The organism is Streptomyces sp. ALB3 (genome assembly GCF_044385685.1).
Classification (GTDB): Bacteria; Actinomycetota; Actinomycetes; order Streptomycetales; family Streptomycetaceae; genus Streptomyces.
The window spans coordinates 149,340-175,797 of the sequence record NZ_JBISCE010000037.1 but is presented as its reverse complement, the minus strand read 5'-3'; the positions used below and the strand labels follow the sequence as shown (position 1 = coordinate 175,797).

The 26,458-nt window shown below is 69.2% G+C and carries 18 protein-coding genes and 1 tRNA gene; 8 read left to right on the top strand and 11 right to left on the bottom strand.

What is annotated here, in order from left to right; genetic code table 11:
* Positions 1–8: 8 nt before the first annotated feature.
* From ACHFIV_RS22840 to ACHFIV_RS22825, 4 genes are all read left to right on the top strand, one after another.
* A complete protein-coding gene (locus tag ACHFIV_RS22840; RefSeq protein WP_398972080.1) occupies positions 9–332 on the top strand; it encodes a chorismate mutase in 324 nt (107 codons plus the stop codon).
* A 123-nt stretch (positions 333–455) separates the two neighbouring features.
* Positions 456–3,047, top strand: coding sequence for an aminopeptidase N (pepN, locus tag ACHFIV_RS22835; protein WP_398972078.1), 2,592 nt, complete (start codon positions 456–458; stop codon positions 3,045–3,047).
* Between the two features lie 248 nt (positions 3,048–3,295).
* Entirely contained in the window at positions 3,296–4,696 is a 1,401-nt protein-coding gene (locus tag ACHFIV_RS22830) for a pyridoxal phosphate-dependent decarboxylase family protein (protein WP_398972075.1), read from the top strand.
* Complete coding sequence (locus ACHFIV_RS22825; protein WP_398972072.1) at positions 4,693–6,126, top strand: lysine N(6)-hydroxylase/L-ornithine N(5)-oxygenase family protein; 1,434 nt, start codon at positions 4,693–4,695, stop codon at positions 6,124–6,126. The genes ACHFIV_RS22830 and ACHFIV_RS22825 overlap by 4 nt, the downstream gene beginning before the upstream one ends.
* A gap of 55 nt (positions 6,127–6,181) precedes the next feature.
* Here ACHFIV_RS22825 and ACHFIV_RS22820 read toward each other — a convergent pair whose 3' ends face one another.
* Positions 6,182–7,993 (bottom strand): bifunctional metallophosphatase/5'-nucleotidase, encoded by a 1,812-nt coding sequence (locus ACHFIV_RS22820; RefSeq protein ID WP_398972069.1) that lies wholly within the window; start codon positions 7,991–7,993, stop codon positions 6,182–6,184.
* A gap of 259 nt (positions 7,994–8,252) precedes the next feature.
* On the opposite strand from ACHFIV_RS22820, the gene pyk reads away from it, so the two are divergent.
* Positions 8,253–9,686, top strand: coding sequence for a pyruvate kinase (gene pyk / locus ACHFIV_RS22815; RefSeq protein ID WP_398972067.1), 1,434 nt, complete (start codon positions 8,253–8,255; stop codon positions 9,684–9,686).
* A 6-nt stretch (positions 9,687–9,692) separates the two neighbouring features.
* Here pyk and ACHFIV_RS22810 read toward each other — a convergent pair whose 3' ends face one another.
* Positions 9,693–10,469, bottom strand: a complete 777-nt coding sequence (locus ACHFIV_RS22810; RefSeq protein WP_398972064.1) for a helix-turn-helix domain-containing protein — start codon at positions 10,467–10,469, stop codon at positions 9,693–9,695.
* 110 nt (positions 10,470–10,579) lie between these two features.
* Positions 10,580–10,654 (bottom strand) — tRNA-Leu (locus ACHFIV_RS22805).
* A gap of 98 nt (positions 10,655–10,752) precedes the next feature.
* On the opposite strand from ACHFIV_RS22805, the gene ACHFIV_RS22800 reads away from it, so the two are divergent.
* Positions 10,753–11,409 (top strand): ANTAR domain-containing response regulator, encoded by a 657-nt coding sequence (locus tag ACHFIV_RS22800; protein ID WP_351280279.1) that lies wholly within the window; start codon positions 10,753–10,755, stop codon positions 11,407–11,409.
* 73 nt (positions 11,410–11,482) lie between these two features.
* On the opposite strand, the gene ACHFIV_RS22795 is transcribed toward ACHFIV_RS22800, so the two are convergent.
* The 7 genes from ACHFIV_RS22795 to ACHFIV_RS22765 form a co-directional block, all read right to left on the bottom strand.
* The gene (locus ACHFIV_RS22795; RefSeq protein WP_398972061.1) at positions 11,483–12,199 is read right to left on the bottom strand and encodes an ABC transporter ATP-binding protein; all 717 of its coding nucleotides are present in this window, start codon (positions 12,197–12,199) and stop codon (positions 11,483–11,485) included.
* The gene (locus ACHFIV_RS22790; protein ID WP_398972058.1) at positions 12,196–13,089 is read right to left on the bottom strand and encodes an ABC transporter ATP-binding protein; all 894 of its coding nucleotides are present in this window, start codon (positions 13,087–13,089) and stop codon (positions 12,196–12,198) included. The genes ACHFIV_RS22795 and ACHFIV_RS22790 overlap by 4 nt, the downstream gene beginning before the upstream one ends.
* A gap of 5 nt (positions 13,090–13,094) precedes the next feature.
* Positions 13,095–14,909 (bottom strand): branched-chain amino acid ABC transporter permease, encoded by a 1,815-nt coding sequence (locus ACHFIV_RS22785; RefSeq protein WP_398972056.1) that lies wholly within the window; start codon positions 14,907–14,909, stop codon positions 13,095–13,097.
* Positions 14,909–15,838: a branched-chain amino acid ABC transporter permease gene (locus ACHFIV_RS22780; protein ID WP_398972053.1), complete on the bottom strand. Its 930-nt coding sequence runs from the start codon at positions 15,836–15,838 to the stop codon at positions 14,909–14,911. Before ACHFIV_RS22780 ends, ACHFIV_RS22785 begins: the two co-directional genes overlap by 1 nt.
* A 116-nt stretch (positions 15,839–15,954) precedes the next feature.
* Positions 15,955–17,166: a branched-chain amino acid ABC transporter substrate-binding protein gene (locus ACHFIV_RS22775; RefSeq protein WP_398972559.1), complete on the bottom strand. Its 1,212-nt coding sequence runs from the start codon at positions 17,164–17,166 to the stop codon at positions 15,955–15,957.
* 610 nt (positions 17,167–17,776) lie between these two features.
* The gene (locus tag ACHFIV_RS22770; RefSeq protein ID WP_398972050.1) at positions 17,777–18,247 is read right to left on the bottom strand and encodes a PaaI family thioesterase; all 471 of its coding nucleotides are present in this window, start codon (positions 18,245–18,247) and stop codon (positions 17,777–17,779) included.
* 89 nt (positions 18,248–18,336) lie between these two features.
* The gene (locus ACHFIV_RS22765) at positions 18,337–20,607 is read right to left on the bottom strand and encodes an FdhF/YdeP family oxidoreductase (protein ID WP_398972048.1); all 2,271 of its coding nucleotides are present in this window, start codon (positions 20,605–20,607) and stop codon (positions 18,337–18,339) included.
* 235 nt (positions 20,608–20,842) lie between these two features.
* Here ACHFIV_RS22765 and polA point away from each other — a divergent pair, with 235 nt between their 5' ends.
* Positions 20,843–23,554 carry a DNA polymerase I gene (polA, locus tag ACHFIV_RS22760; RefSeq protein ID WP_398972046.1) on the top strand — a complete coding sequence of 904 codons (2,712 nt, stop codon included), beginning with the start codon at positions 20,843–20,845 and terminating at the stop codon, positions 23,552–23,554.
* A 42-nt stretch (positions 23,555–23,596) separates the two neighbouring features.
* Here polA and ACHFIV_RS22755 read toward each other — a convergent pair whose 3' ends face one another.
* Entirely contained in the window at positions 23,597–24,472 is an 876-nt protein-coding gene (locus ACHFIV_RS22755) for a DUF4184 family protein (RefSeq protein ID WP_398972043.1), read from the bottom strand.
* 183 nt (positions 24,473–24,655) lie between these two features.
* Here ACHFIV_RS22755 and ACHFIV_RS22750 point away from each other — a divergent pair, with 183 nt between their 5' ends.
* Positions 24,656–26,347, top strand: a complete 1,692-nt coding sequence (locus ACHFIV_RS22750; protein ID WP_398972040.1) for a lytic transglycosylase domain-containing protein — start codon at positions 24,656–24,658, stop codon at positions 26,345–26,347.
* Positions 26,348–26,458 lie beyond the last annotated feature (111 nt).

Sequence of the window (26,458 nt, the reverse complement as noted above, 5' to 3'; positions counted from 1 at the left end):
CGCTGACCATGACCACGAGCGACATCGACGAGTACGTCACCGCCGAACTGAACCGGCTCCGCGAGAGCATCGACAACATCGATGCCGCAGTCGTCCACATGCTCGCGGAGCGGTTCAAAGCCACCCAGCAGGTGGGCCACCTCAAGGCCGAGCACCACCTGCCGCCCGCCGACCCCGCCCGCGAGGCCCGCCAGATCACCCGGCTGCGGCAGCTCGCCGAGAGCGCCAAACTGGACCCCGCCTTCGCCGAGAAGCTGCTGAACTTCATCGTGGCCGAGGTCATCCGCCACCACGAGCGCATCGCCGAGGAATCCGCCACCCCCGACGCCTGACCCGCCGCCCGGCCCCCGCCCCCGGCCGGGGGCCGGGGAGCCACCCGCGAGCCCCCGGCGCCCCCGTCAGCCCTGCGAGAACCCCGCTGCACAGCCACGGACCGGTACGGCAGCATGGGCGCCATGTCCGTACTGACGCGCAACGAAGCGCAGACCCGCGCCCAGCTCCTCGACGTACACCGGTACACGGTCGCCCTCGACCTCACCACGGGCGAGGAGACCTTCGACTCCAGGACCGCCATCCGGTTCACCGCCCGGACGGCCGGAGACACCTTCGTCGAGATCAAGCCGGAACACCTGCGCTCACTCAGCCTCGACGGACAACCCCTCGACCCCGAACGCCTCGACGGCAACCGCTACCCCCTCGACCGCCTCACCGCCGGCCCCCACGAACTCACCGTCGACGCCACCCTGCGCTACTCACGCACCGGCGAGGGCATGCACCGCTTCACCGACCCCGCCGACGGCGAGACCTACGTCTACACCCAGCTCTTCCTGGACGACGTCCAGCGCGTCTTCGCCGCCTTCGACCAGCCCGACCTCAAATCCGTGTTCGACCTCACCGTCACCGCGCCCACCGGCTGGACCGTCCTCGGCAACGGCACCACCACCCAGGACACCGAAGGCCGCTGGACCATCGCCCCCACCCCACCCATCTCCACCTACCTCGTCGCCGTCGCCGCGGGCCCCTGGCACTCCGTCACCACCCACCACGCCGGCCTCCCCTTCGGAATCCACTGCCGCCGCTCCCTCGCCCCCCACCTCGACAACGACGCCGACGAGATCCTCGGCATCACCCGCGCCTGCTTCGACCGCTACCACGAGAAATTCGACGAGCCCTACCCCTTCGACTCCTACGACCAGGCCTTCGTCCCCGAATTCAACGCCGGCGCCATGGAGAACCCCGGACTCGTCACCTTCCGCGACGAATTCCTCTACCGCTCCGCCGTCACCGACACCGAACGCCAGACCCGGGCCATGGTCATCGCCCACGAGATGGCCCACATGTGGTTCGGCGACCTCGTCACCCTCACCTGGTGGGACGACATCTGGCTCAACGAGTCCTTCGCCGAGTACATGGGCTACCAGACCCTCACCGAAGTGACCCTTCCCCGAGCTCTCAACCCCGCTCGAGCAGGGGAGACCCCCTACCCCGACACCTGGGTCGAATTCGGCGTCTCCCGCAAGGGATGGGGCTACGACGCGGACCAACGCCCCACCACCCACCCCGTCGCACCCGACCCCGACGCCGTACCCGACACCGCCTCCGCCCTCCTCAACTTCGACGGCATCTCCTACGCCAAGGGCGCCTCCGCACTCCGCCAGCTCGTCGCCTGGCTCGGCGAGAAGGACTTCCTCACCGGCATCAACACCCACTTCGCCCGCCACAAGTTCGCCAACGCCACCCTCGCCGACTTCATCGACAACCTGGCCGACGCCACCGACCGCGACGTCCACACCTGGGCCGCCACCTGGCTCCGCACCACCGGCATCGACACCCTCACCGCCCACGTCGAGAACACCGGCAACAGCTGGAACCTCACCGTCGACCACACGGGCAGCCGCCCCCACCGCATCACCGTCGGCGCCTACGACCATAGCCTCGACACCCACACCGGCACCGAACAGCTCACCCTGCGCGACCGCTTCGAACTCGACATCCCCCAGAACCACGCCCCCACCACCCGGCCCGGCCGACGCCCCGACCTCGTCGTCCTCAACGACAACGACCTCACCTACGCCAAGATCCGCCTCGACACCGACTCCTGGGACACCGCCCTCACCCACCTCTCCGGCATCCCCGACGCCCTCACCCGCGCCCTCCTCTGGAACACCGCCCGCGACATGGTCCGCGACGGCCGACTCCACCCCACCGTCCACCTCACCGCCGCCCGCACCCACCTCCCCTACGAAACCGACCTCGCCCTCGTCCAGGGCGTCCTCGGCTTCGCCGCCACCCACATCACCGACCGCTACCTCACACCCGAGAACCGGCCGACCGCCCTGGCCACCCTCACCTCCCTCTGCCGCGACCTCCTGCGCCGCACCGAAGGACTCACCGCCAAGGACTGGGAACAAGGCTCCGGCACCCCCACACCCGGCAGCCCCGACCCCGGCCTCCGCCTCACCGCCGTACGCCACTTCATCGAAGCCGCCACCCAGCCCGACACCATCCAGGACTGGCTCCGCGAAGGCACCGTCCCCGGCGGACCCGAACTCGACCCCGAACTCCGCTGGCGCATCCTCACCCGCCTCGCCGTCCTCGGCGCCACCGACGAGACCGCCATCGCCCGCGAACTCGACAAGGACCCCAGCGCCACCGGACAGGAAGGCGCCGCCCGCTGCCGCGCCGCCCTCCCCACCCCCGAGGCCAAAGCAGCCGCCTGGCAGGCCATGTTCACCGACGACACCCTGTCCAACTACCTCTTCACCGCCACTGCCCAAGGCTTCTGGCAACCCGGACAGCACGACCTCCTCCACCCCTACGTCGCCCGCTACTACCCCGACGCCATCGCGCTCGCCGCCCGCCGCGGCCCCGCCATCGCCGAAGCAGCCGGACGCCACGCCTTCCCCGCCCACGCCATCGACCCCGAGAGCATCCACCTCGGCGAAAAGGCCCTCGGCAACCCCGCACTCACCCCCGCCCTGCGCCGCAAACTCACCGACCAGCTCGACGACCTCCGCCGCGCCCTCGCCGTACGCAACGCCCACTGACCGGCTCCCACACCCGCGAAAACAACACCCGGCGGCCCCACCCGCCCCTGTGCCCGGCCCCTCACCGAAGGGCCGGGCACAGTCATGCGAACAACGAACGCCTATACCAGCCCCGAAGCCCCCCACACCCCCGCACCCGGCCCCAGTACCCCTTTCGGGTTCAGATCGTTGGGCTCTTCGGCCGCCCCCTCCGCAACCCGGAGAAGCTGGCACCACCGCCCCCGCGCACCCGAAGGACCACACCACCCATGCCCACCCCGCCCCTCGCCGGAGGCACCGCAGGCCCCGCCCACCTGCGCCCCCTCATCGACACCGTCCTCGCCGCACTCCACGACGGCGCCACCCGGCGCAACGGCCCCCTCCCCGCAGGCGGCCCCGCCACCGTCACCCACCACCTCCACCACGCCACCGGCCCCCTCATCCCCGACCACGGCACCGGCGCCCACCACGCCCTCCGCACCCTCGTCACCGCACTCACCGAAGGCGCCGCAGACCCCGCACACCCCCACTGCGCCGCCCACCTCCACACCCCACCCCTCGCCCTCGCCGCAGCAGCCGACCTCGCCGCCTCAGCCCTCAACCCCTCCATGGACTCCTGGGACCAGGCCCCCGCGGCCTCCGCCCTCGAACAGACCCTCACCACCGCACTCGCCACCGAGATCTACCCCAACCAGCCGAGCCCCGACGCCCTCGTCACCACCGGCGGCACCGAAGCCAACCAACTCGCCCTGCTCCTCGCCCGCGAACGCCACGGCCCCGTACAGACCATCTGCGCCGCCAACGCCCACCACAGCATCACCCGCGCCGCCTGGCTCCTCGGCCTCCCCCGACCCATCGTCATCCCCGCCCCCACCGGCGTCATGGACCTCACCGCACTCCACGAAACCCTCACCCGCCACCCAGGCCCACTCCTCGTCACCGCCACCGCAGGCACCACCGACACAGGCCAGATCGACCCCCTCACCGACATCGCCGACCTCACCACCACCCACGGCGCCGACCTCCACATCGACGCCGCGTACGGCGGCCCCCTCCTCTTCAGCCCCACCCACCGCCACACCCTCCGCAGCCTCCACCGCGCCCACAGCGTCACCCTCGACCTGCACAAACTCGGCTGGCAACCCGCCTCAGCCGGCATCCTCGCCGTCCCCCACCGCCACGACCTCACCCCCCTCCACCACCACGCCCCCTACCTCAACGCCGACGACGACACCGACGCAGGCCTCCCCGACCTCCTCGGCCGCTCCCTGCGCACCACCCGCCGACCCGACGCCCTGAAAATCGCCGTCACCCTCCAAGCACTCGGCCGCGACGGACTCGCCCACCTCATCGACCGAACCATCGACACCGCCCACCACCTCGCCGACCTCATCGACGACCACCCCGCACTCGAGCTCTACGCCCGCCCCACCATCAGCACCGTCCTCTTCCGCCCCACACACACGGACGACACCACCGTCGCCACCATCCGCCGAACCCTCCTCGACCGAGGACACGCCGTACTAGGGCGCGCCCGAGCCCACAACCGCCTCTGGCTCAAGGCCACCCTCCTCAACCCCCACACCACCCCCGACCACCTCCAGCAGCTCCTCACCCTCGTCACCCACACCCACACCGACGCCACCATGGAAGGCAGCACCCCCCGATGACCGACCGGACCACCCCCGCAGGCGACCGGACCCACGACCTCATCGGCATCGGCCTCGGCCCCTTCAACCTCTCCCTCGCCGCCCTCGCCCACGGCATCCCCACCACCCCCGGCAGCCACCCCCTCACCACCGCCTTCTACGAACAACGCCCCGCGTTCCACTGGCACCCCGGCCTCCTCATCGACGGGGCCACCCTCCAAGTCCCCTTCCTCGCCGACCTCACCACCCTCGCCGACCCCACCAGCCCCTGGACCTTCCTCAACTACCTCCGCACCCGCGACCGCCTCTACCCCTTCTACTTCGCCGAGCAATTCCACATCCACCGCGCCGAATACGACGCCTACTGCCGATGGGTCAGCGAACAACTCCCCACCATCCACTTCAACCACCAGGTCGACGCCATCCGCTGGAACACCGACCACGCCCACTACGAGGTCGACCACACCCGCCTCGGCCCCGACGGCGAAACCCGCGCACTCGGCCGCACCCACACCCGCCACATCGCCCTCGGCGTCGGCACCGCACCCTTCATCCCCGAACCCCTACGCCCCCTCGCAGAAGCCCCCGGCACCCCCGTCATCCACTCCGCCGACTACCTCCACCACCGCGAAGAACTCCTCCGCGCCGACCACATCACCGTCATCGGCTCCGGCCAGTCAGGCGCCGAAATCTTCCTCGACCTCCTCCGCGCCCGCCCCGTCGGCATCGAGAAGATCCACTGGCTCGCCCGCACCCAGGCCTTCGCACCCATGGAGTACTCAAAACTCGGCCTCGAACACTTCACCCCCGACTACACCCACTACTTCCACGCACTCCCCGAACACGTACGCGACACCCTCGTCCCCCAGCAATGGCAACTCCACAAAGGCATCGACACCGACACCATCGCCGCCATCCACGACGAGCTCTACCGACGCACCCTCCACGGCGGCTGGCCCGACGCCACCCTCACCCCCGGCGTCAGCGTCCGCACCGCAGGCCGCCTCTCCGGCAGCGGAACCCGCATCGAACTCCACCTCGAACACACCCAGCAAGCCACCCGAAGCCGCCTCACCACCGACGCCGTCGTCCTCGCCACCGGCTACCGCGAACGCCCCCTCGACACCCTCCTCACCGGCATCGCCCCCCACATCCGCCGAGACACCCAAGGACGCCCCCGCATCCACACCGACTTCCGCCTCGACCTCGACCCCGCCCTCACCGGCAACATCTACGTCCAGAACGCCGAACGCCACACCCACGGAGTCGGCGCACCCGACCTCGGCCTCGCCGCCTGGCGCAGCGCCACCATCCTCAACAACCTCACCGGAACCACCCCCTACCCCCTCCCACAACGCACCGCCTTCACCACCTTCGGCCTCACCCCCCACCCCACCCCGGCCGTCCCCCGACAAACCCCCACACGCACCCCCCTCAACCACGGCCACTGACCACACCGAAGCGGCCGCCCTCCCGAGGAGAACGGCCGCCCCACACACCAGCCGACTAGAACACCGGCACACCATCCCGCGTCAGACGCCAGCCGACCGACGCGAACTCCGCCGGATCCACCGAACCCTTCGCCTGCACCCACCCGATGATCGTGTTCCGGATCTCATCCGAATTCGCCCACAACTGCTTCGCACCCGGCACATGCGGGAAGTTACCGCCACCACTGGCCCGATAATTGTTCACCGCGAACACGAACCGCGCCGCCGGATCCACCGGCGCCCCCTCGAACGACAACCCCACGATCCGCGAACCCGCCGGCCTCGCGATATCGATGTCGTACGTCACCCCCGACACCACGTCGTAGTTGTAATCCGGAATACCCTCCGCATTCGTCAACTCCGACGTGTCCACCGGCGCCCCGGCCGCCGTCCGCACGTAGTACCTCGCCGAGAACTCCAGATAGTCCTTCAACTGCGCACCCGTCAGAAGCCGCGCCTCCAGCGTGTTCTCGAACGGATACAACCCCGCCGCATCCCTGATCGTCACCTCACCCGCAGGAATCGCCGCCGTACGCGAGAAACACGCAGCCTGCGACAACACCGGCAACGCCGCGTACTCCCCACCCGCCAGCGCCCCCTTCACCGTCTCCGCCTGCACCAGATTGATCAGATCGATGACCGGCTCGTCCCTCCACGGCGCATCCGCCGTCGACATCGCCGCCACCGACGTACCGATCACCTGGTTCACATACGCCACCACCTTCGCGTGCTCATCACCGAGCAACGACGTGATCCGCGGATCCTCCACCACCGAGTTCGAGTTCAGCACCGAAGCACCGACCTCCTCGACCACCCAACGGCCCCTCTCCCACACCAGACCGAAGTCGAACAGCGTCAACCGCTGCCCCCACTTCAACGGCTCCGACAGAACGACCCGCTTCCCCGTCTCCTTGTTCGTCACGAAGTACTCAGGAATCTCCGAGTGCGCGTGACCCACCAGAATCGCGTCGATCCCCGGCACCTGCTCCGCCACCAGACCCGCCGCATTCTCCACATACGGCAACTGATCCCCGTACGACGACGTACCCGACGACCCCGAGTGCGCGGACACGACCACCACATCCGCACCCATCGAACGCAACTTCGGCACCCACTTCGCCGCCTGCTCCTCAAGACCCGGGAACACCATCTTCCCGCCCACATTCGCCTTGTCCCAGATCGCGATACCAGGATTCGTCAACCCCAGCACCGCCACCCGCACATCACGACCGTGCGGCGTACGCAACCTCTTGATCACATACGGAGCGAACGCCGGCCTCAACGTCTTCGCATCCAGCGCGTTCGCACCCAACAGCGGAAAATCACACTGCTCCTCGAACTTCCGCAACACCGGAATACCGTAGTTGAACTCATGATTCCCGAGCGCCGCCGCGTCATAACCGATCTTGTTCATCGCCTGCGCCATCGGATGCACCGGACCACGCCTCGCCGTGATCGGATCGACCTTCGCGTAGTAATACGACAACTGAGTGCCCTGAATCGTGTCACCCGCATCGATCAACAACGTGTTCCGACGGCCACGGTCCTCACGGATCCGGTCCACCAGCGTCGAGATCTTCGCCAGTCCCACATCGTTGTGCGCCTTGTCGTCGAACTCCCTGTCCGTGAAGTAGTCCCAGTTGAAGACATTGCCGTGCAGATCCGTCGTCCCCATCACCGTGAACGAGTACCGCTCCGGCGGACGCCCATGACCGCGCCCCCTCGACTCCGACGCCGACGCAGACCCCGCACCGACCCCTCCCGCCAGTGCCACACCCGCACCGGCCACAGCCGAACGGCCCAGCAACGTCCTACGGTTCAACGGCATACCTGACTCCTCGTCCGAGCGAACAACGCGCGTAGATTCTGGCCCAGGCACCACGCCGCGCAACACCCCCGACAGGTTGCGATCCGGTGACCGGCGGCCCCACCCCCGCACCCGCCACCCCCTCGGCGCGCACCCCCGGACGCTCATCGGAGCGGCCCGCCGCACAATTCAACACTTGTCAATAACCTTTCACCGAAAGGCTGTTGGACAGTCATGCAGGGACAATTACCTACCCGCAGGTAAGGTCTAGGCTCGCACCATGCGCCGAGCAAAAATCGTTTGTACCCTGGGACCCGCAACCGACACGTACGAGCAGATCAAGGCACTCGTCGAAGCGGGAATGGACATCGCCCGCCTCAACCTCAGCCACGGCACCTACGCCGAACACGAAGAGCGCTACCACCACGTACGCAAAGCCTCCGAGGAAACCGGCCGCAGCGTAGGAATCCTCGCCGACCTTCAAGGCCCGAAGATCCGCCTCGGCCGCTTCGCCGAAGGCCCCGTACTCCTTGAACGCGGCGACGACTTCACCATCACCGTCGAACCCATGGAAGGCGACCGCACCACCTGCGGCACCACCTACGACGGCCTCGCCGCCGACGTCACCACCGGCGAACGCATCCTCATCGACGACGGCCGCGTCACCCTCGAAGTCACCGACGTCGACGGACCCCGCGTCCACACCACCGTCATCGAAGGCGGCATGGTCTCCGACCACAAGGGACTCAACCTCCCCGGCGTCGCCGTCTCCGTCCCCGCACTCTCCGACAAGGACATCGACGACCTCCGCTGGGCCATCCGCACCGGCGCCGACGTCATCGCCCTCTCCTTCGTACGCACCGGACGCGACATCGACGACGTCCACCGCATCATGGACGAGGAGGACCGCCGCCTCCCCGTCATCGCCAAGGTCGAGAAACCCCAAGCCGTCGACAACATCGACGACATCGTCGCCGCCTTCGACGGCATCATGGTCGCCCGCGGCGACCTCGGCGTCGAAATGCCCCTGGAACAGGTCCCGATCGTCCAGAAGCGCGCCGTCAAACTCGCCAGACGCAACGCCAAGCCGGTCATCGTCGCCACCCAGATGCTCGACTCGATGATCGACAACTCACGCCCCACCCGCGCCGAAGCCTCCGACGTCGCCAACGCCGTCATCGACGGCACGGACGCCGTCATGCTGTCCGGCGAGACCAGCGTCGGCAAATACCCCGTCGAAACCGTCCGCACCATGGCCCGCATCGTCGAAGCGGCCGAGGAGGACATCCTCGCCAAGGGCCTCCCGCCGCTCACCGACCGCAACAAGCCCCGCACCCAGGGCGGCGCGGTCGCCCGCGCCGCAGCCGAGATGGGCGACTTCCTCGGCGCCAAGTTCCTGGTGGCCTTCACCCAGAGCGGCGACACGGTCAAGCGGCTCTCCCGCTACCGCTCCCCGATCCCGCTCCTCGCCTTCACCCCGGACCCGGCCACCCGCGCGCAGCTGAACCTGACGTGGGGCGTCGAGACGTTCCTCGGGCCGCACGTGGAGTCGACGGACGCGATGGTGGCGCAGGTGGACGAGGAACTGCTGCGGATCGGCCGCTGCCGGAAGGGCGACGTCGTGGTCATCACGGCCGGGTCCCCGCCGGGAGTCGCGGGCTCGACGAACCTGGTACGCGTGCACCGCATCGGCGAGGACGACAGCCCGGAGTGACGGTCGTCAGTACTTCGGCCCGACGTGAGCGTCCATGAGGGCCACGGACGCCCGTCGGGCTACGGAGATGTTGTACTCCTTGCCCGCGCGGGTGCAGTGCGTCCACTCGACGCCTACGGCGGAGAGCGTGTCGCTGAAGAGCTTGCGGATGTCGTCGGACTTGTTGGTGAAGAAGTACCGAGGGTATTCGTACCGTTTCCGCTCGCCACGGACGAGGCGGGTGGTCCAGTTGATGAGTCGGCAGCCGTCGGAGTGGACGAGACCGCGAATGAATTCCCAAGGGTGGGCGTCCACGATCTGTTGTTGCCACGGTTCGAGCCCGATCGCGCGGTTGTGCTTCTTGCCCGGCCCGTGCTGAGGGAAGAAGCAGGGCCAGTGCTTGCTGGAGCTCGTGACGTACTGGCAGCCCTGTCTCTGCACTCGGCAGACTTTGTTGGCCGGCCGCGCGCGTTGCACGGCCTCGACGCAGGCGTCGATGAGTCCTGGCCATGCGTCGGCGCACGCGATGCGGAGGGAGTAGACGCCCCGCTTGGCGGAACTGATGCAGCCGTCACCGAGATAGAGGCCGAGCAGGTATGAGTACGCGCCAGGGTCATCGGGAAGGCTCGGGGAACTGCTGCACCGAGGACATTCGGCGCCCCGGCCATAACCGAGCGGTTCTATTCGTTGCAGCCAGGAACGGATGGCAGCTCGGGAGATCCCGGTCTGCTTGCTCACGGAGTTCTGGCTGAAACCTTGAGCGACGAGCGCCAAAGCGTGCTTGCGCGTATCGAGGTCGTACACGATGTCGACCTTGACGCACGGAACTGGCGCGGAGACGGAACTGTGGAGGGTGGTCACACGATCTCGTGGATTGAGACCAATTCGCTGCAGCCTTGGAAAGTAGGGAAAAGTGCCCCAGGTGGGATTCGAACCCACACTGTCCGCTGTTTGAGAGCGGCCTCTCTAACCAGTTGGAGTACTGGGGCCTTAGAAAGCAAGGGCATCACCTGCCCTGCGTGGTGTCACCATATCGTAGCTAGGTAGGCTCGTGGGAGCTGTACCTGCCCTGGAACAAGGAGCCCCCGTGACCACCCCCGAGTCGCCCCAGCCCGTAGACGCCGTCGACGACGACAAGTCGCACGTCCCGCCGCTGACGACCCGCGTCGTCATCGCCGAGGACGAGGCGCTGATCCGCCTCGACCTCAAGGAGATGCTGGAGGAGGAGGGCTACTCCGTCGTCGGTGAGGCCGGGGACGGGCAGCAGGCCGTCGAGCTGGCGCGGGAGCACCGCCCCGACCTCGTGATCCTCGATGTGAAGATGCCGGTCCTCGACGGGATCTCGGCCGCCGAGAAGATCACCGAGGAGTCCATCGCCCCGGTGCTGATGCTGACTGCGTTCTCGCAGCGGGATCTGGTCGAGCGGGCCAGGGACGCCGGTGCGATGGCGTATCTGGTGAAGCCGTTCAGCAAGAGCGACGTGGTCCCGGCCATCGAGATGGCCGTGTCCAGGTTCGCGGAGCTGAAGGCGCTGGAGAGCGAGATCGCGGACCTGTCGCAGCGGCTGGAGACCCGGAAGCTGGTGGACCGGGCGAAGAGCATCCTGCAGACGGATTACGGGCTCTCGGAGCCGGCGGCGTTCCGCTGGATCCAGAAGACGTCGATGGACCGCCGGATGTCGATGCAGCAGCTCGCGGAGGCGTTGATCGAGGACGCCGAGGAGAAGAAGAAGTCGGCTGAGTAGTCACGTACGTGTGTACGGGGAAGGGCGCGCTCCCGGAGGTCCGGGGGCGCGCCCTTCTCGTGTGCGGGGTTGTTCAGTCCTCGCCGAGGTAGGCCTTGCGGACCGACTCGTCGTGGAGGAGGTCGGCGCCGGTGCCGGAGAGGACGACCTTGCCGACCTCCATGACGTGGCCCTGGTCCGCGAGGGAGAGGGCGGCCTGGGCGTTCTGCTCGACGAGCAGGATCGTGGTGCCCGACGCCTTGAGCTCGACGATGGTCTCCATGATCTTCTGCATCATGATCGGGGAGAGGCCCATGGAGGGTTCGTCGAGCATGAGCAGTTTGGGCTGGGACATGAGTGCGCGTCCCATGGCGAGCATCTGCTGCTCGCCTCCCGAGAGGGTTCCGGCTGCTTGCTTTCGTCGTTCCCCGAGGATGGGGAAGAGGTCGTAGGCGCGCTGGACGTCCTTCTCGATGCCTGCCTTGTCGTTGCGGAGGTAGGCGCCGAGGAGGAGGTTCTCGGTGATCGTCAGCCGGGGGAAGATGTGGCGTCCCTCGGGGGAGTGGGCGATGCCCAGGGAGACGATCTTGTGTGCGGGGATGTCGGTGAGTGGTCTGCCCTCGAAGAGGATGCGGCCGCCGGCGGGCTTGAGGAGGCCGGAGAGGGTGCGCAGGGTGGTGGTCTTCCCGGCGCCGTTGGTGCCGATGAGGGTGACCACCTGGCCGGCTTCGACGGTGAAGGAGATCCCCTTGACGGCTTCGATCTTGCCGTAGGCGACGCGGAGGTCTTCGACCTGGAGCAGTGCGGTCATCGGGTGTCCTCCTCCTCGGTGGTGGTGGCGGGTGTGTCCGTGCCGGCGGCTGCCGTGGCTTCGGCGGCTTCGACTTCGGCGGCTTCCTCGGCGCCGGGGGCGCCTTCGAAGGGGGTGCCGAGGTAGGCGGCGACGACGCGTTCGTCGCTCTGGACAACGGGGGCGGTGCCCTCGACGAGTTTTTCGCCCTGGACGAGGACGGCGACGCGGTCGCAGAGGTTGAAGATGAACCGCATGTCGTGCTCGATGACGAGTACGGCGATGCCCTGGTCCCGGATGGCGAAGATGAGTTCTTCGGTGACGCGGGTTTCCTGGGGGTTCATGCCGGCGGTGGGCTCGTCCAGGAGGAGGAGGCCGGGGTCGCTGGCGAGGGCTCGGGCGATTTCGAGCTTGCGCTGGTCTCCGTAGGGGAGGTTGCGCGCGAGGTGGTCGGCCTTGTCGGCGAGGCCGATGAACTCGAGGAGTTCCATGCAGCGTTCGCGGCTGGCGTTTTCTGCCTTCTTGTAGCCGGGGAGGCGCAGGAGGGCGGACCAGAGGCCTTCTTTGGTCCTGGTGTGGCGTCCGACGAGGACGTTCTCCAGGACGGTCATGTTGGCGAAGAGGCGGATGTTCTGGAAGGTGCGGGCGATGCCTGCCTGGGTGACGAGGTGGGGCTTGGGTGGCAGGACGGTGCCTTTGTAGCTGACCTTGCCCTCGGTGGGGACGTAGAGGCCGGTGAGGCAGTTGAAGAAGGTGGTTTTTCCGGCGCCGTTGGGTCCGATGAGGCCGACGATCTCGCCTGTGTTGACGGTGAGGTCGACGTTGCGGACGGCGGTGAGGCCGCCGAAGCGCATGGTGACGCCGCTGGCGTCGAGGACGGTGGTGCCGGTGGGTGTGGCTGTCTTGGTCATGGTGGTCACGCCCCCGCCTTCGTGGTGCCGGCGGCTGTGTCGGTGAGTGGTGTGTCCGGTGGTACGTCGAGTTGGCCGGTCTCGTGGAACTCGAGCTGCTTCCTGCGGTCGGCGACGAGGCCTTCGGGGCGGAAGCGCATCAGGAGGATGAGTGCGATTCCGAAGAGGAAGAGCTGGTAGTCCTGCATGAACTGGAGTTTGGCCGGGATGAGGTAGAGCAGTGCGGCGCCGACGAGGGGGCCGCTGAGGGTTCCCATGCCGCCGAGGATGACGGCGGCGAGGAGGAACGCGGAGTTGGGTGGTACGGATCCGGCGAACTGGTACTGCTCGGGGGTGACCGTGTAGGAGACGTGTGCCTGCACGGTTCCGGCGAGTCCGGCGAGGGTGGCGCCGAGGGCGAAGGCGAGCAGCTTGAGCCGGAAGGCGTTGATGCCCATGGCGGTGGCTGCGGTCTCGTCCTCGCGGATGGCGACCCAGGCGCGGCCGATGCGGGATTCTCCGGAGCGTCGGAAGACGAGGACGACGACGGCGGTGAAGAGGAGCATCAGCAGGTAGTAGTTGGCGGACCTGCCGAGGGTGATGCCGCCGATGTCGTGGCTGAGTCCGAAGTCGAAGCCGAGGAGCTTGAGGTCGGGGATGCTGGGGATGCCCTGGGAGCCGTTGGTGAGGTCGGGGCCGCTGACGCCGTTGAGGGCGTTGACGGTGAGGCGGAAGATCTCACCGAATCCGAGGGTGACGATGGCGAGGTAGTCGCCGCGGAGCCGGAGTGTCGGGGCGCCGATGACGACGCCGAAGACGAGGGATGCGGCGGCTCCGGTGAGGACGGCGGCCCAGAAGGGGAACTGGACGCCGACGGGGGAGAGGGGGCTGCCGGAGACGAGTGCCGCGGCGTAGGCGCCGACGCCGAGGAAGGCGACGTATCCGAGGTCGAGGAGGCCGGCGAGGCCGACGACGACGTTCAGGCCGAGTGCGACGGTCGCGAAGATGAGGATGTTGGCGCCGATGAGGGCGTATTCCTCGTTCTGCTGGGTGAAGGGGAAGCAGAACGCTGCGACGAGTGCGGCGCACAGGGTGACGTTGCGGTGTTTGGCTGTCAGCGCGGTGATGCGGGCGATGAGTCCGGCCCGGGTGAGTGCGGTGAAGCCGAAGGCGACGGCGATGACGTAGCCGATGAAGAGTTCGGCGTATTCGGTGTCGATGCCGTAGGTGAAGACTTCGAGTGCGACGCCGAAGGCCGCGGCGATGATGAGGATCTCGGCCCAGGAGGGGAGTGCCTTGGCGCGGGCGGGTGCCGGTGCGCGGAGGCTGCCGAGGAAGCGCTTGAGTGCGCTGGGGGTGGTGGTGTCGTCCTGGGGCTGGTCGTCGGGGAGTCCGAGGGAGGCGACGGTGGCGATGAGTGCGCCGGTGAGGCTGACCCAGGCTCCGGGTTCGAGTTCGATCGCGCCGAGGAGGTTGCCGTTGTCGTCCTTGGTGAGGATGACGGCGATGACGGTGTAGGCGGTGGTGATGAGGGTGCCGAGGGCGAGGAGCCGGGTGGGGCTGTTGGTGCCGCCGGGTGTGAGCCAGCGCAGGCCCTTGGTGCCGTATCCGGAGATGGCGAAGAGCAGGGTGAGTGCTGCGCTGATGAGGGTGAGGACCTGGAGGCCGCCGGGGTATCCGGTGACGGTGAGGTCGCCGGGGAAGGTGTCGGTGTAGGTCCAGGCGAGGAAGGTGCCGGTGAGGGCGAGTGCGGCGCCGGTGGTGGTGGCGGCGCGGGCTGCTGTGGTGGGCAGGGGGAGCAGGGCGTGGTGCGTGGCGGGGGTGGTGGTCGTCATGGTCATCACGCCCTGTCCGCGACGCGTTCGCCCAGCAGGCCTTGCGGGCGTATGAGGAGGACGAGGATGAGGAGGGCGAAGGCCCATACGTCCTTCCAGGCGCCGCCTCCGAAGAGTTCCATGCCGGGGACTTCGCTCATGTAGCCGGTGGCGAGGGCTTCGGCGACGCCGAGGACGACTCCGCCGAGCATGGCGCCGTAGATGTTGCCGATGCCGCCGAGGACGGCTGCGGTGAAGGCCTTGAGGCCCATGATGAAGCCCATGCGGAAGCCGATCTGGCCGTTCTTGAGCCCGTAGGCGACGGCGGCGACGGCGGCGAACGCGGCACCGATGGCGAAGGCCATGACGATGATGCGGTCGGTGTTGATGCCCATGAGCTTGGCGGTGTCGGGGTCCTGCGAGGTGGCTTGCATGCCGCGGCCGGCGCGGGTCTTGGAGACGAAGAGGCCGAGGGCGAGCATGCAGAGGGGGGCGGCGATGAGGACGAAGAGGTCGCCGCGCTGGATGTGGGCGCCGAAGATGTCGATCGCTTCGCCCTTGAACTGGGGGAAGGAGCGGTCCTTGGTGGCGTCGGGGTACCACATCCATACGGCCTGCTGGAGTGCGAGGGAGAGGCCGATGGCGGTGATGAGGGGGGCTAGGCGTGGCGCGGTGCGCAGTGGCCGGTAGGCGAAGCGTTCGGCGGCGACGCTGACGGCGACGGAGCAGATGACTCCGCCGGCGATCATGAGGGGTATCGCAGCGAGCAGGGAGAGTCCGGACGGAAGCCCGAGGTAGACCGTGAGGGCTCCGAAGCCCCCGATCATGAAGATCTCGCCGTGTGCGAAGTTGATGAGCTGGATGATTCCGTAGACCATCGTGTATCCGATCGCGATGAGACCGTACATCGCGCCGAGGATGAGTCCATTGGCCAGCTGTTGCGGCAGTTCGTTCACCGCAGGGCCTCCGTGGAGTGGTTCGGATATGGCACCGCGCGGGAGTGCTCGTAGCGCTCCCGCGCGGTCTTGTGTGCGTTGTGGTGGGGCGGTGGGCCGGTCCTTGGGGGACGGACCTACTTGACGGCCTCGGAGAGCTTGGAGGTCCACTTGCCGCCGGTGACCTGGTAGGCGGTCATCAGGGTGTTGGTGGTGTCGCCGTACTCGTCGAAGGAGACGGGGCCGGTGACGCCTTCGAAGCTGACCTTGCTCATGGCGTCGAGGACCTTGGCGCGGGCGTCGTCGGGCAGCTTGCCGTCGTTGTCGGCGACGACTGCCTTGACGGCCTCGATGATGGACCAGGTGGCGTCGTAGGTGCCGCCGCCGTAGGCCTCGTAGGCGTCCTTGTAGCCGGCGGTCTTGTAGTCGGCGATGAACTTCTTCGCGGAGGCGAGTTCTTCGACGGGCTTGCCGACGGAGGTGGCGATGTCGCCTTCGGCCTTCTTGTTGAGCTTGATGAAGTCGGCGCTGTACATGCCGTCGCCGCCCATGAGGGGGATCTGGACGCTGTCCTTGAGCTGCTGGCTCAGGGGGGCGCCGGCGGGGTATTCGCCGCCGTAGTAGACGGCCTTGGCGCCGGAGCTCTTGACCTTGGTGACGACGGAGTTGAAGTCGCGGTCGTCGGGGTTGATGTGGTCGGTGCCGACGATCTTTCCGCCGAGTCCGGTGAAGGTCGTCTTGAAGGAGGCGGCGAGGCCCGCGCCGTAGGGCTTCTGGTCGTCGATGAGGTAGACGTCCTTGACCTTGGCGTGCTCGAAGAGGTACTTGGCGGCGAAGGCGCCCTGGATGGCGTCGGTGGTGGCGGTGCGGAAGTAGGCCGCGTAGGGGCGCTTCTTGTCGCCGGTCTTCCAGTTGTTGCCCTGGGTCAGCTCGGTGCCGGTGTTGGCGGGGGAGACCTGGGTGAGCTTGGCGTCGGTGAAGGGCTTCTGCATCGACTGGGCGACGCCGGAGTTCAGCGGGCCGACGACGCCGAGGAGGTCCTTGTTGCCGATGAACTTCTGGGCGTTCTGCTGGCCGACGGAGGGCTGGGCCTGGTCGTCGAGTGCCTGGAGTTCGAATTTGACGCCGGGGACGGTCTTGTCCTTGTTGGCGGTCTTGACGGCGAGGTCGGCGGAGTTCTTGATGCCGAGGCCGAGGGCGGAGAGGTCGCCGGTCAGGGGTGCGTCGACACCGATGACGACGGTCTGGGTGTCGCCGCCGCCGCCGCTGCTCTTGGAGTCGTCGTCGCGCGATCCGCAGGCGGTGAGAGTCAGTGCGCCTGTGGTGAGCACTGTGGTGAGGATGAGCAAAGAACGGTGTCGCACGAAAGGTCCTTTCCCTGGCGCGGCCTCCTCTGCTGAGGTGCCGTGACGATCGCCGGGCCGTACTGGTCGTTACAGGGCCGTGCAGCAGACGCGCCCGGCGGCGCGGTGACTGGCCGTGACTCTAAGGGCAGGTGGGGGGGTGCGGGATGGGTCCGGTGATGATGTGACTGTCTTGTTATGCCGTGGGGAAGGCTTGTTGGTCGCAGTGTGGAGGTGTACGGCTTTTGCCCGGGGCGGTGAAGTGACCGCATCGTGAGAACCCGCAGCTCTGCTAAGGGGCTTGGGGTGATCTTGCTGCTGTCGCGCGAATCGGGGCGCAAGGGGCACGGGGGTGGCCCGGGGGGTGTGCGGGGGGTGGGGTGCGCGACCTTTTTCGTGTATTGCACACATGTTACGCAGTGTTACATGTGTGGGATCTGTGGAAGGTGTCGCGCGCTGGCGTTGCTGCTGAAGTGGCTCATGGAACGGGACTGGCGGTCAAGGGTGTTGACCCAGAGTGTCCGCCAACGTGCCGCCACCGCTTCGGATATGGGTCTGCCCGGTCCGGAATGCGGTGTGCTTTCCGGCCGGGCAGTGGGGTGTTGACGCGGGTGGGTCAGCCCGCGGTGGTGCTGGGCGCGTCGCGGAGCAGGCAGGTCAGGCGGGCGGTGCAGACGCGCTTGTCGTGCTCGTCGGTGATGACGATCTCGTACGTGGCCGTGGAGCGGCCGCGGTGGACGGGGGTGGCGGTGCCCGTGACGAGGCCGCTCCGGGCGCCGCGGTGGTGGGTGCAGTTCAGGTCGACGCCGACGGCGATCCTGGACGCGCCGCCGTGGAGCATGCTGCCGATGGAACCGAGGGTCTCGGCGAGGACGGCTGAGGCGCCGCCGTGGAGCAGTCCGTAGGGCTGGGTGTTGCCCTCGACCGGCATGGTGCCCACGACGCGTTCGGCGGAGGCTTCGACGATCGTGACGCCCATGCGCTCACCGAGGTGGCCGGCGGAGAAGAGTGCGGGGAGGTCGACGCCGAGTGCCGCGTACTCGTCGATGATCTCCTGCGGGAACGTGGGTGCGGTGTGCTCGCCCATGGGGTCCGGCTCCGATCGTGTGCGGTCGTTCGTTGCTGTGTGCACTGTTCTTATCAGACGGCTGAGCGAGCGCTTAGGGCTGTGGGGGCTCAGGCCGTCTCGAAACGGACGACGATCGATTTGCTGGCCGGGGTGTTGCTCGTGTCGGCGGTGGCGTCCAGGGGGACGAGGACGTTCGTCTCCGGGTAGTACGCGGCGGCACAGCCGCGGGCGGTGGGGTAGTGCACGACGCGGAAGCCGGGGGCGCGGCGCTCGACGCCGTCCTTCCACTCGCTGACGAGGTCGGTGTAGGCGCCGTCGGCGAGGCCGAGGGCGCGGGCGTCCTCGGGGTTGACCATGACGACGCGGCGGCCGCCCCTGATGCCGCGGTAGCGGTCGTCGAGTCCGTAGATCGTGGTGTTGTACTGGTCGTGGGAGCGCAGGGTCTGGAGCAGCAGCCGGCCTTCGGGGAGGGCGGGGTGTTCGACGGGTGCGGCGGTGAAGTTGGCCTTTCCCGTGGTGGTGGGGAAGCGGCGTTCGTCGCGGGGGGCGTGGGGGAGTGTGAAGCCGTCGGGGTGGGCGACGCGGGCGTTGAAGTCCTCGAAGCCCGGGACGACGCGGGAGATGCGGTCGCGGATGGTGCCGTAGTCCTTCTCGAAGTCCTCCCAGGGGGTGGCGGAGTCCGGTCCGAGGGTGGCGCGGGCCATGCGGGCGACGATCGCGGGTTCGGAGAGCAGGTGGGGGCTCGCGGGGGTGAGGTTGCCGCGTGAGGAGTGGACCTTGCCCATGGAGTCCTCGACGGTGACGAACTGCTTGCGGCCGGCCTGGACGTCCTTGTCGGTGCGGCCCAGGGTGGGCAGGATCAGGGCGCGGGTGCCGGTGACGGCGTGCGAGCGGTTGAGTTTGGTCGAGACGTGGACGGTGAGCCGGGCGCGGCGCATGGCGGCTTCGGTGACGGCGGTGTCGGGGGTGGCGGCGACGAAGTTGCCGCCCATGGCGAAGAAGACCTTGGCCTCGCCGTCGCGGAGTGCCTGGATGGACCGTACGACGTCGTAGCCGTGGTGGCGTGGCGAGGTGATGCCGAATTCCCGGTCGAGGGCGTCCAGGAAGGCGGTGGAGGGGCGTTCGAAGATGCCCATGGTGCGGTCGCCCTGGACGTTGGAGTGGCCCCGGACGGGGCAGACGCCGGCGCCGGGCCTGCCGATGTTGCCGCGCAGGAGGAGCAGGTTGACCACTTCGCGGATGGTCGGCACGGAGTGCTTGTGCTGGGTGAGGCCCATGGCCCAGCAGACGATGGTGCGCTGGGAGGCGAGGATCATCGTGAGCGCCTGCTCGATGGCGTCGCGGTCGAGGCCGGTGGCGGCGAGGGTCTCGTCCCAGTCGGCCGCGCGGGCGGCCTCGGCGAATTCCTCGTAGCCGTGGGTGTGCGCCGCGACGAATTCGGTGTCCACGGCCCCGTCGGCCTCGATGATCATTTTGTTGAGGAGGCGGAAGAGAGCCTGGTCGCCGCCGATGCGGATCTGGAGGAAGAGGTCGGTGAGGGCGGCGCCCTTGAGCATGCCCCGGGCGGTCTGCGGGTTCTTGAACCGTTCGAGGCCGGCTTCGGGCAGCGGGTTCACCGAGATGATCTTCGCTCCGGCGGCCTTGGCCTGTTCGAGGGCGGAGAGCATCCGTGGGTGGTTCGTGCCGGGGTTCTGTCCGGCCACGATGACGAGGTCGGCTTGGTGGAGGTCCTCCAGGCTGACGCTCCCCTTTCCGACGCCGATGGTCTCGGTGAGGGCGGAGCCGGAGGACTCGTGGCACATGTTGGAGCAGTCGGGCAGGTTGTTGGTGCCGAATTCGCGGGCGAAGAGCTGGAGGAGGAACGCGGCCTCGTTGCTGGTGCGCCCGGAGGTGTAGAAGAGCGCCTCGTCGGGGGAGGAGAGCGCGGTCAGCTCGCCCGCGATGATCTCGAAGGCGCGCTCCCAGGTCACGGCCTCGTAGTGGTCGCCGCCCGCGGGCAGGTACACGGGCTGCGTGATGCGCCCCTGCTGGCCGAGCCAGTAGCCGCTGCGGGTGGCCAGATCGGCGACGGGGTGGGCGGCGAGGAACTCGGGGGTGACGCGGCGCAGGGTCGCTTCCTCCGCGACGGCCTTGGCGCCGTTCTCGCAGAACTCGGCGGTGTGGCGCTTGTCGCCCTCGGGCCAGGCGCAGCCCGGGCAGTCGAAGCCGTCCTTCTGGTTGACCTTGAGGAGGGTCTGCGCGGTGCGCTTCACGCCCATCTGCCGCTGGGCGGCGCGCAGGGTGTGGGCGACGGCGGGCAGGCCGGCGGCGGCGTGCTGGACCGCGTCGATCCGCGGCGCGTCCTGGACCGGGTCACCGGTCGGGGGCTTCGTGGCCATGGTGCTCCCCTTCGAGCCTTCGGCCGCTCCCGGGCGCGTGCGCGCGCGGGGGTCGTCCGTGCGTGTCGTGGCGTCCTGTCGCTTCTTCCTACGCCTTCACAGTCCTTCGATCCTGTCACGCACGGGTGGCGGACCGCTCCCAGGGGAAGCGGGGGAGGCCGGTGCGCGGGGGGTGGCGGGCGGGCGGGCAGCGGTCCGGTCCGGATTGTCAGCGGTCCGTGGCAGGATCGGGGGCGTGGCTGAGACGGCATCGAAGAACACGGCAGACAACCGACCGCGCCTGCTCCTGATGGACGGGCACTCCCTGGCGTACCGGGCGTTCTTCGCCCTGCCCGCGGAGAATTTCACGACGGCGACGGGGCAGCCGACGAATGCCGTGTACGGCTTCATGTCGATGCTGGCGAACACCCTGCGTGACGAGGCGCCCACGCACTTCGCGGTGGCGTTCGACGTGTCCCGCAAGACGTGGCGTGCGCGGGAGTTCCCGGAGTACAAGGCGAATCGTTCCAAGACCCCCGACGAGTTCAAGGGGCAGGTCGAGCTCATCGGTGAGCTCCTGGACGCGATGCGCGCGGACCGGTTCGCGGTGGACGGCTTCGAGGCGGACGACGTCATCGCGACGCTGGCCACCCAGGCCGAGGCGGCCGGCTTCGAGGTGCTGATCGTCACGGGCGACCGGGACTCGTTCCAGCTGATCACGGACAACGTGACGGTGCTGTACCCGACGAAGGGCGTCTCGGAGCTGACGCGTTTCACCCCGGAGAAGGTCCAGGAGAAGTACGGGCTCACGCCTGCGCAGTACCCGGACTTCGCGGCGCTGCGCGGCGACCCCTCGGACAACCTTCCGGGCATCCCCGGTGTGGGGGAGAAGACGGCCGCGAAGTGGATCAACCAGTTCGGTTCGTTCGCGGAGCTCGTCGAGCGGGCCGACGAGGTCAAGGGCAAGGCCGGCCAGAACTTCCGGGACCATCTGGACGCGGTGCGGATGAACCGTGTGCTGACCGAGATGGTCCGTGACGTGGAGCTGCCGAAGGTCCCGGCCGACCTCGAGCGCGCCCCGTACGACCGCACGGCCGTCACCGGTGTCCTGGACATCCTGGAGATCCGCAACCCGAGCCTGCGCGAGCGGCTGCTCGCCGTCGACCCGGGCGCGGAGGACGCCGGCCCGCCGGAGCCCGCGGCCGGGATCGCGCTGGACGGCGCGGTGCTGGGTCAGGGCGAGGTCGCCCCGTGGCTGGAGGCCCACGGCGGGCAGCCGCTCGGCGTCATGACCGTCGACACCTGGTCGCTGGGCGCCGGCACGGTCACGGAGATCGCGCTCGCCGCAGCCGACGGGGCCGCCGCCTGGCTGGACCCCGCCGAGCTCGACGAGGCCGACGAGCAGACCCTCGCCGCCTGGCTCGCGGACCCCGCCCGTCCCAAGGTCCTGCACAACGCCAAGAACGCCCTGCGGGTCTTCCCCGAGCAGGGCTGGCGGCTGGACGGCATCACCATGGACACCGCGCTCGCCGCCTATCTCGTCAAGCCCGGCCGCCGTTCCTTCGCGCTGGACGCACTGGCCGTGGAGTACCTCGGCCGCGAGCTGGCCCCGGCCCCCGCGTCCGACGGGCAGCTGGCCTTCGGCGCGGACGACCGCGCGGAGGCCGACGCCCTGATGGCGCAGGCCCGCGCGGTGCTGGACCTCGGTGACGCGTTCACGACGCGCCTGGAGGAGGTCGGTGCCACCGGGCTGCTGCACGACATGGAGCTGCCCACATCGATCATGCTGGCCCGTCTGGAGCGGCACGGCATCGCCGCCGACCGGGCACACCTGGAAGGCATGGAGCAGCAGTTCGCCGGTGCCGTGCAGCAGGCGGTGAAGGAGGCGCACGCCGCGGTGGGCCGCGAGTTCAACCTCGGTTCGCCCAAGCAGCTCCAGGAAGTGCTCTTCGGTGAACTGGCCCTTCCGAAGACGAAGAAGACGAAGACGGGCTACACGACCGACGCGGACGCGCTGGCCTGGCTGGCCGCGCAGACGGAGCACGAGCTGCCGGTCATCATGCTGCGCCACCGGGAGCAGGCCAAGCTGCGGGTCACCGTCGAGGGCCTGATCAAGACGATCGGTGCGGACGGCCGTATCCACACCACGTTCAACCAGACCGTCGCGGCGACGGGCCGGCTCTCCTCCACCGACCCCAACCTGCAGAACATCCCCGTCCGCACGGACGAGGGGCGGGCGATCCGCCGGGGCTTCGTCGTCGGCGAGGGCTTCGAGACGCTGATGACGGCCGACTACAGCCAGATCGAGCTTCGGGTGATGGCCCACCTCTCCGAGGACGCCGGTCTGATCGAGGCGTTCACCTCGGGGGAGGACCTGCACACGACGGTCGCCTCGCAGGTCTTCGGCGTCGAGAAGTCGGCCGTCGACGCGGAGATGCGCCGCAAGATCAAGGCCATGTCGTACGGGCTGGCCTACGGACTCTCCGCGTTCGGCCTCTCCCAGCAGCTGAACATCGAGGCCGGCGAGGCGCGTGGCCTGATGGACACCTACTTCCTGCGGTTCGGCGGGGTGCGTGACTATCTGCGCCGGGTCGTGGAGGAAGCCAGGTCCACGGGTTACACCGAGACCGTCTTCGGGCGGCGCCGCTACCTCCCGGATCTGAACAGCGACAACCGCCAGCGGCGCGAGACGGCCGAACGCATGGCGCTCAACGCGCCGATCCAGGGCACGGCCGCCGACATCGTGAAGGTCGCGATGCTGCATGTGGACCGGGCGCTCACCGAGGCGGGACTGACCTCGCGGATGCTGCTCCAGGTCCACGACGAAATCGTCCTGGAGATCGCGAAGGGCGAGCGGGAGCAGGTCGAGGAGATCCTGCGCCGCGAGATGTCCACGGCGGTCGAACTCCGCGCACCCCTGGACGTCTCGGTCGGTGTCGGCACGGACTGGGAGACGGCCGCGCACTAGCCGGGGGCGTCCTCCATGGCCTCCGTCCGGCCGGGTCGCACCTCAGCCGGCGTCCCGGCCGGCCGGACGGGGCCGTGAGGGTCCGGAAGGGGCCACGGCCGGCGGCCGGGGCCCGCCGGGTTTCCTCAGCAGCCGCATCCACACCCCGTACACCACGAGGCCGGCCGCCAGGCCCGCCCCGGCGCCGAAGCAGGCGGTCGGGATGATGTCGAGGGGCGTGTCGACGCGCCCGAAGTAGGCGTACCAGCGGACACAGCGGTGGACGACTCCCAGCAGGACGCACAGCGCGAGGAGCGAGAGGGTCCACCGGCGTTCGGTCCGGCCGAGCACCGGCACGGACTCCGGTGCGGGGACGGGCCCGGTGCGCCGCAGACCCGTGTACCCGAACCACACCAGGACGGCCAGGGCCACTGCCGAACTGCCGTACTGGACGACCTGGAACACGGGGTGTCCGCCCACGCTCCGGTCGAGTACGGGGACCAGCTCCGTGCCCCACCGGTCGTGATGGGTGAAGGCGTCCCACACGACGTGCGTGCCCGAGCCGATGACCGCGGACACGACGAACCACGCCGCCTCCGCCGGGGACGGGGCGCCGGGCCCCCGGCGCCTGCCCCGCACGAAGCCGTACACGCGCCCCCGCGCCGCCCCGGGCAGCAAGGCGACGAGCGGTTCGCGCAGCATCAGCCAGAGGGCCACCAGTGCCCCCGTGACGAGGACGTCCACGGTGAACACTCCCCACACGGCGTGTGTCACCTCGCCGAACTCCATCGCCCCGGGGACGGCGGTGTCCGCGTAGTAGGTGACGTCGGGAGCGAACGACCCGGCGACGAGCGCGGAGGCGACGAGAGGGCCACGGCCCGTGCCGGACCTGCGGATTCCCGGGAGCACGGCTGCGGCGTGGCTGAGCGTGAAGGGCATGGCGGCAAGTATGCGTGAGCCCGCGTCAGGGCCCGGAAGGCCCCGGGACTTGACGGCAGGCAAGCTGAGAAATCGGTAAGAACCGGCCGGCGACCGGTGTGCGGGCGCCGGGAGTTGTCGTAGGGTCGCCTGAGTTCTCGCGCGGGGAGCGCGGACAGCCGTCGACGGGGAGGGCCAGATCGTATGGCAGCGCAATTCGGCCGCAGACTGCGCAGGGGAGCCACCACCACGGCGGTGGCCGCCGCCGCCGTGGCCGCCCTCTCCGCGTCGCAGGCGCCCGCCGCTCCGCACCCCGGCGGAGCCGGTGACCAGGCGGCGGCCGGGGCGACACCGCCCGGCGGCAGCGCGGCCACGGGCAACTCGCCCTACTACACCGACCTTCCGCCGCTCAACACGCCCAACAAGCCCGGCGCGTCCGTGAACCTGCCCGTGACCGGCAGCGCCGAGGCGGGCATACCCGCCTCGGTCCTGGCCGCGTACAAGAAGGCCGAGCAGGAGGTCGCTGGCACCGACGCCGCGTGCCGGCTGCCGTGGCAGCTCCTCGCCGCGATCGGCAAGGTGGAGTCCGGCCAGGCCCGCGGAGGCAAGGTCGACGCGAACGGCACCACCTTCTCCCCGATCCTCGGCCCGGCACTCAACGGCCAGGGCTTCGCACTCATCAAGGACACCGACGGCGGGGCGTACGACGGGGACTCGACCCACGACCGCGCGGTCGGCCCGATGCAGTTCATCCCGTCCACCTGGGCCACCTGGGCCCAGGACGGCAACAGCGACGGACGCAAGGACCCCAACAACATCTACGACGCGGCCCTCGCCGCCGGGCGCTACCTCTGCGCGGGCACCCGGGACCTGTCGCTCGCCACCGACCTCGACAGGGCGGTGCTGAGCTACAACCACTCGACGGAGTACCTGCGCACGGTGCGCTCCTGGTTCGACTACTACAAGCGCGGCACCCACGAGGTCCCCGACGGTACGGGCGTCCTCCCGGCGAACCCGGCCCCCGGGACGGCCTCCCCGTCCCCGGCGCCCTCCACCGGGACCACTCCGCCGGCCACCTCCCCGCCGGCCACCACGCCGACGCCCCCGGCGACGACGCCCCCGCCCACCACGCCGGCGCCTCCGGCCACCACACCTCCGCCGGTCACACCGCCCCCGACCACGCCTCCGCCCGCCACCCCGTCGCCCGCCGAGACCTTCGGCAGCCTCGAGAACGCCGGCACCGGCCCCCTCACCGCCACCGCCGGTGAGGCGTTCGCCGAGCGCGTCAGGGTCCGCGCGAGGAACATGCTCGGCGCCCCGCTCGCCAGGACCCCGGTCACCTTCGCCGTCGTGGGCGACACCGGTACCCGCTTCGCCGACGGCAGGAGCACCGTCACCTTGACCACCCGAGCCGACGGCACCGTCACCGCCCCCGTCCTGACGGCCGGTGAGAAGGCAGGCGTCTTCAAGGTGACGGCCGTCGCCGGCACCGCCCGGCCGCGCACCCTCACCTACACCGGGAAGGTCACCGCCCGGGTGGCGGACACCATCACCCGCACCGACGACAAGGCCCTGACGGCGGCCCCCGGCACGGAGTTCGCCGAAGGGATCGAGGTCAGGACGACGTACAAGGGCACGGGAGTGGCGGACACCGCCGTCACCGCCACGATGGTCACCGACGCGGAGACGCCCGCCGAGAACGACAAGGGCCCGTACTTCGAGGGCGCGGACGGCGAACCGCTCCGCACCCTGGACCTGAAGACCGGCGCCGACGGGGTCCTGACGCTCCCGAAGATCTACGCCGACGACACGGCGGGCACCTACACGCTGCGGCTCACCACGGCGAGCGGTGCCACGCTGAGCATCGAGCTGAAGATCGAGGCCCCCGCGGCCTGACCCGTACGGAGCGGGGGCGACCGGCTGCCGCACGGGGCCGGGACGCCCCCCGGGTCCCCGCGTCGGCCGGGACGCCCCGGGTCCCGGCGCGGCAGCGTCGGCCGGGGCGCC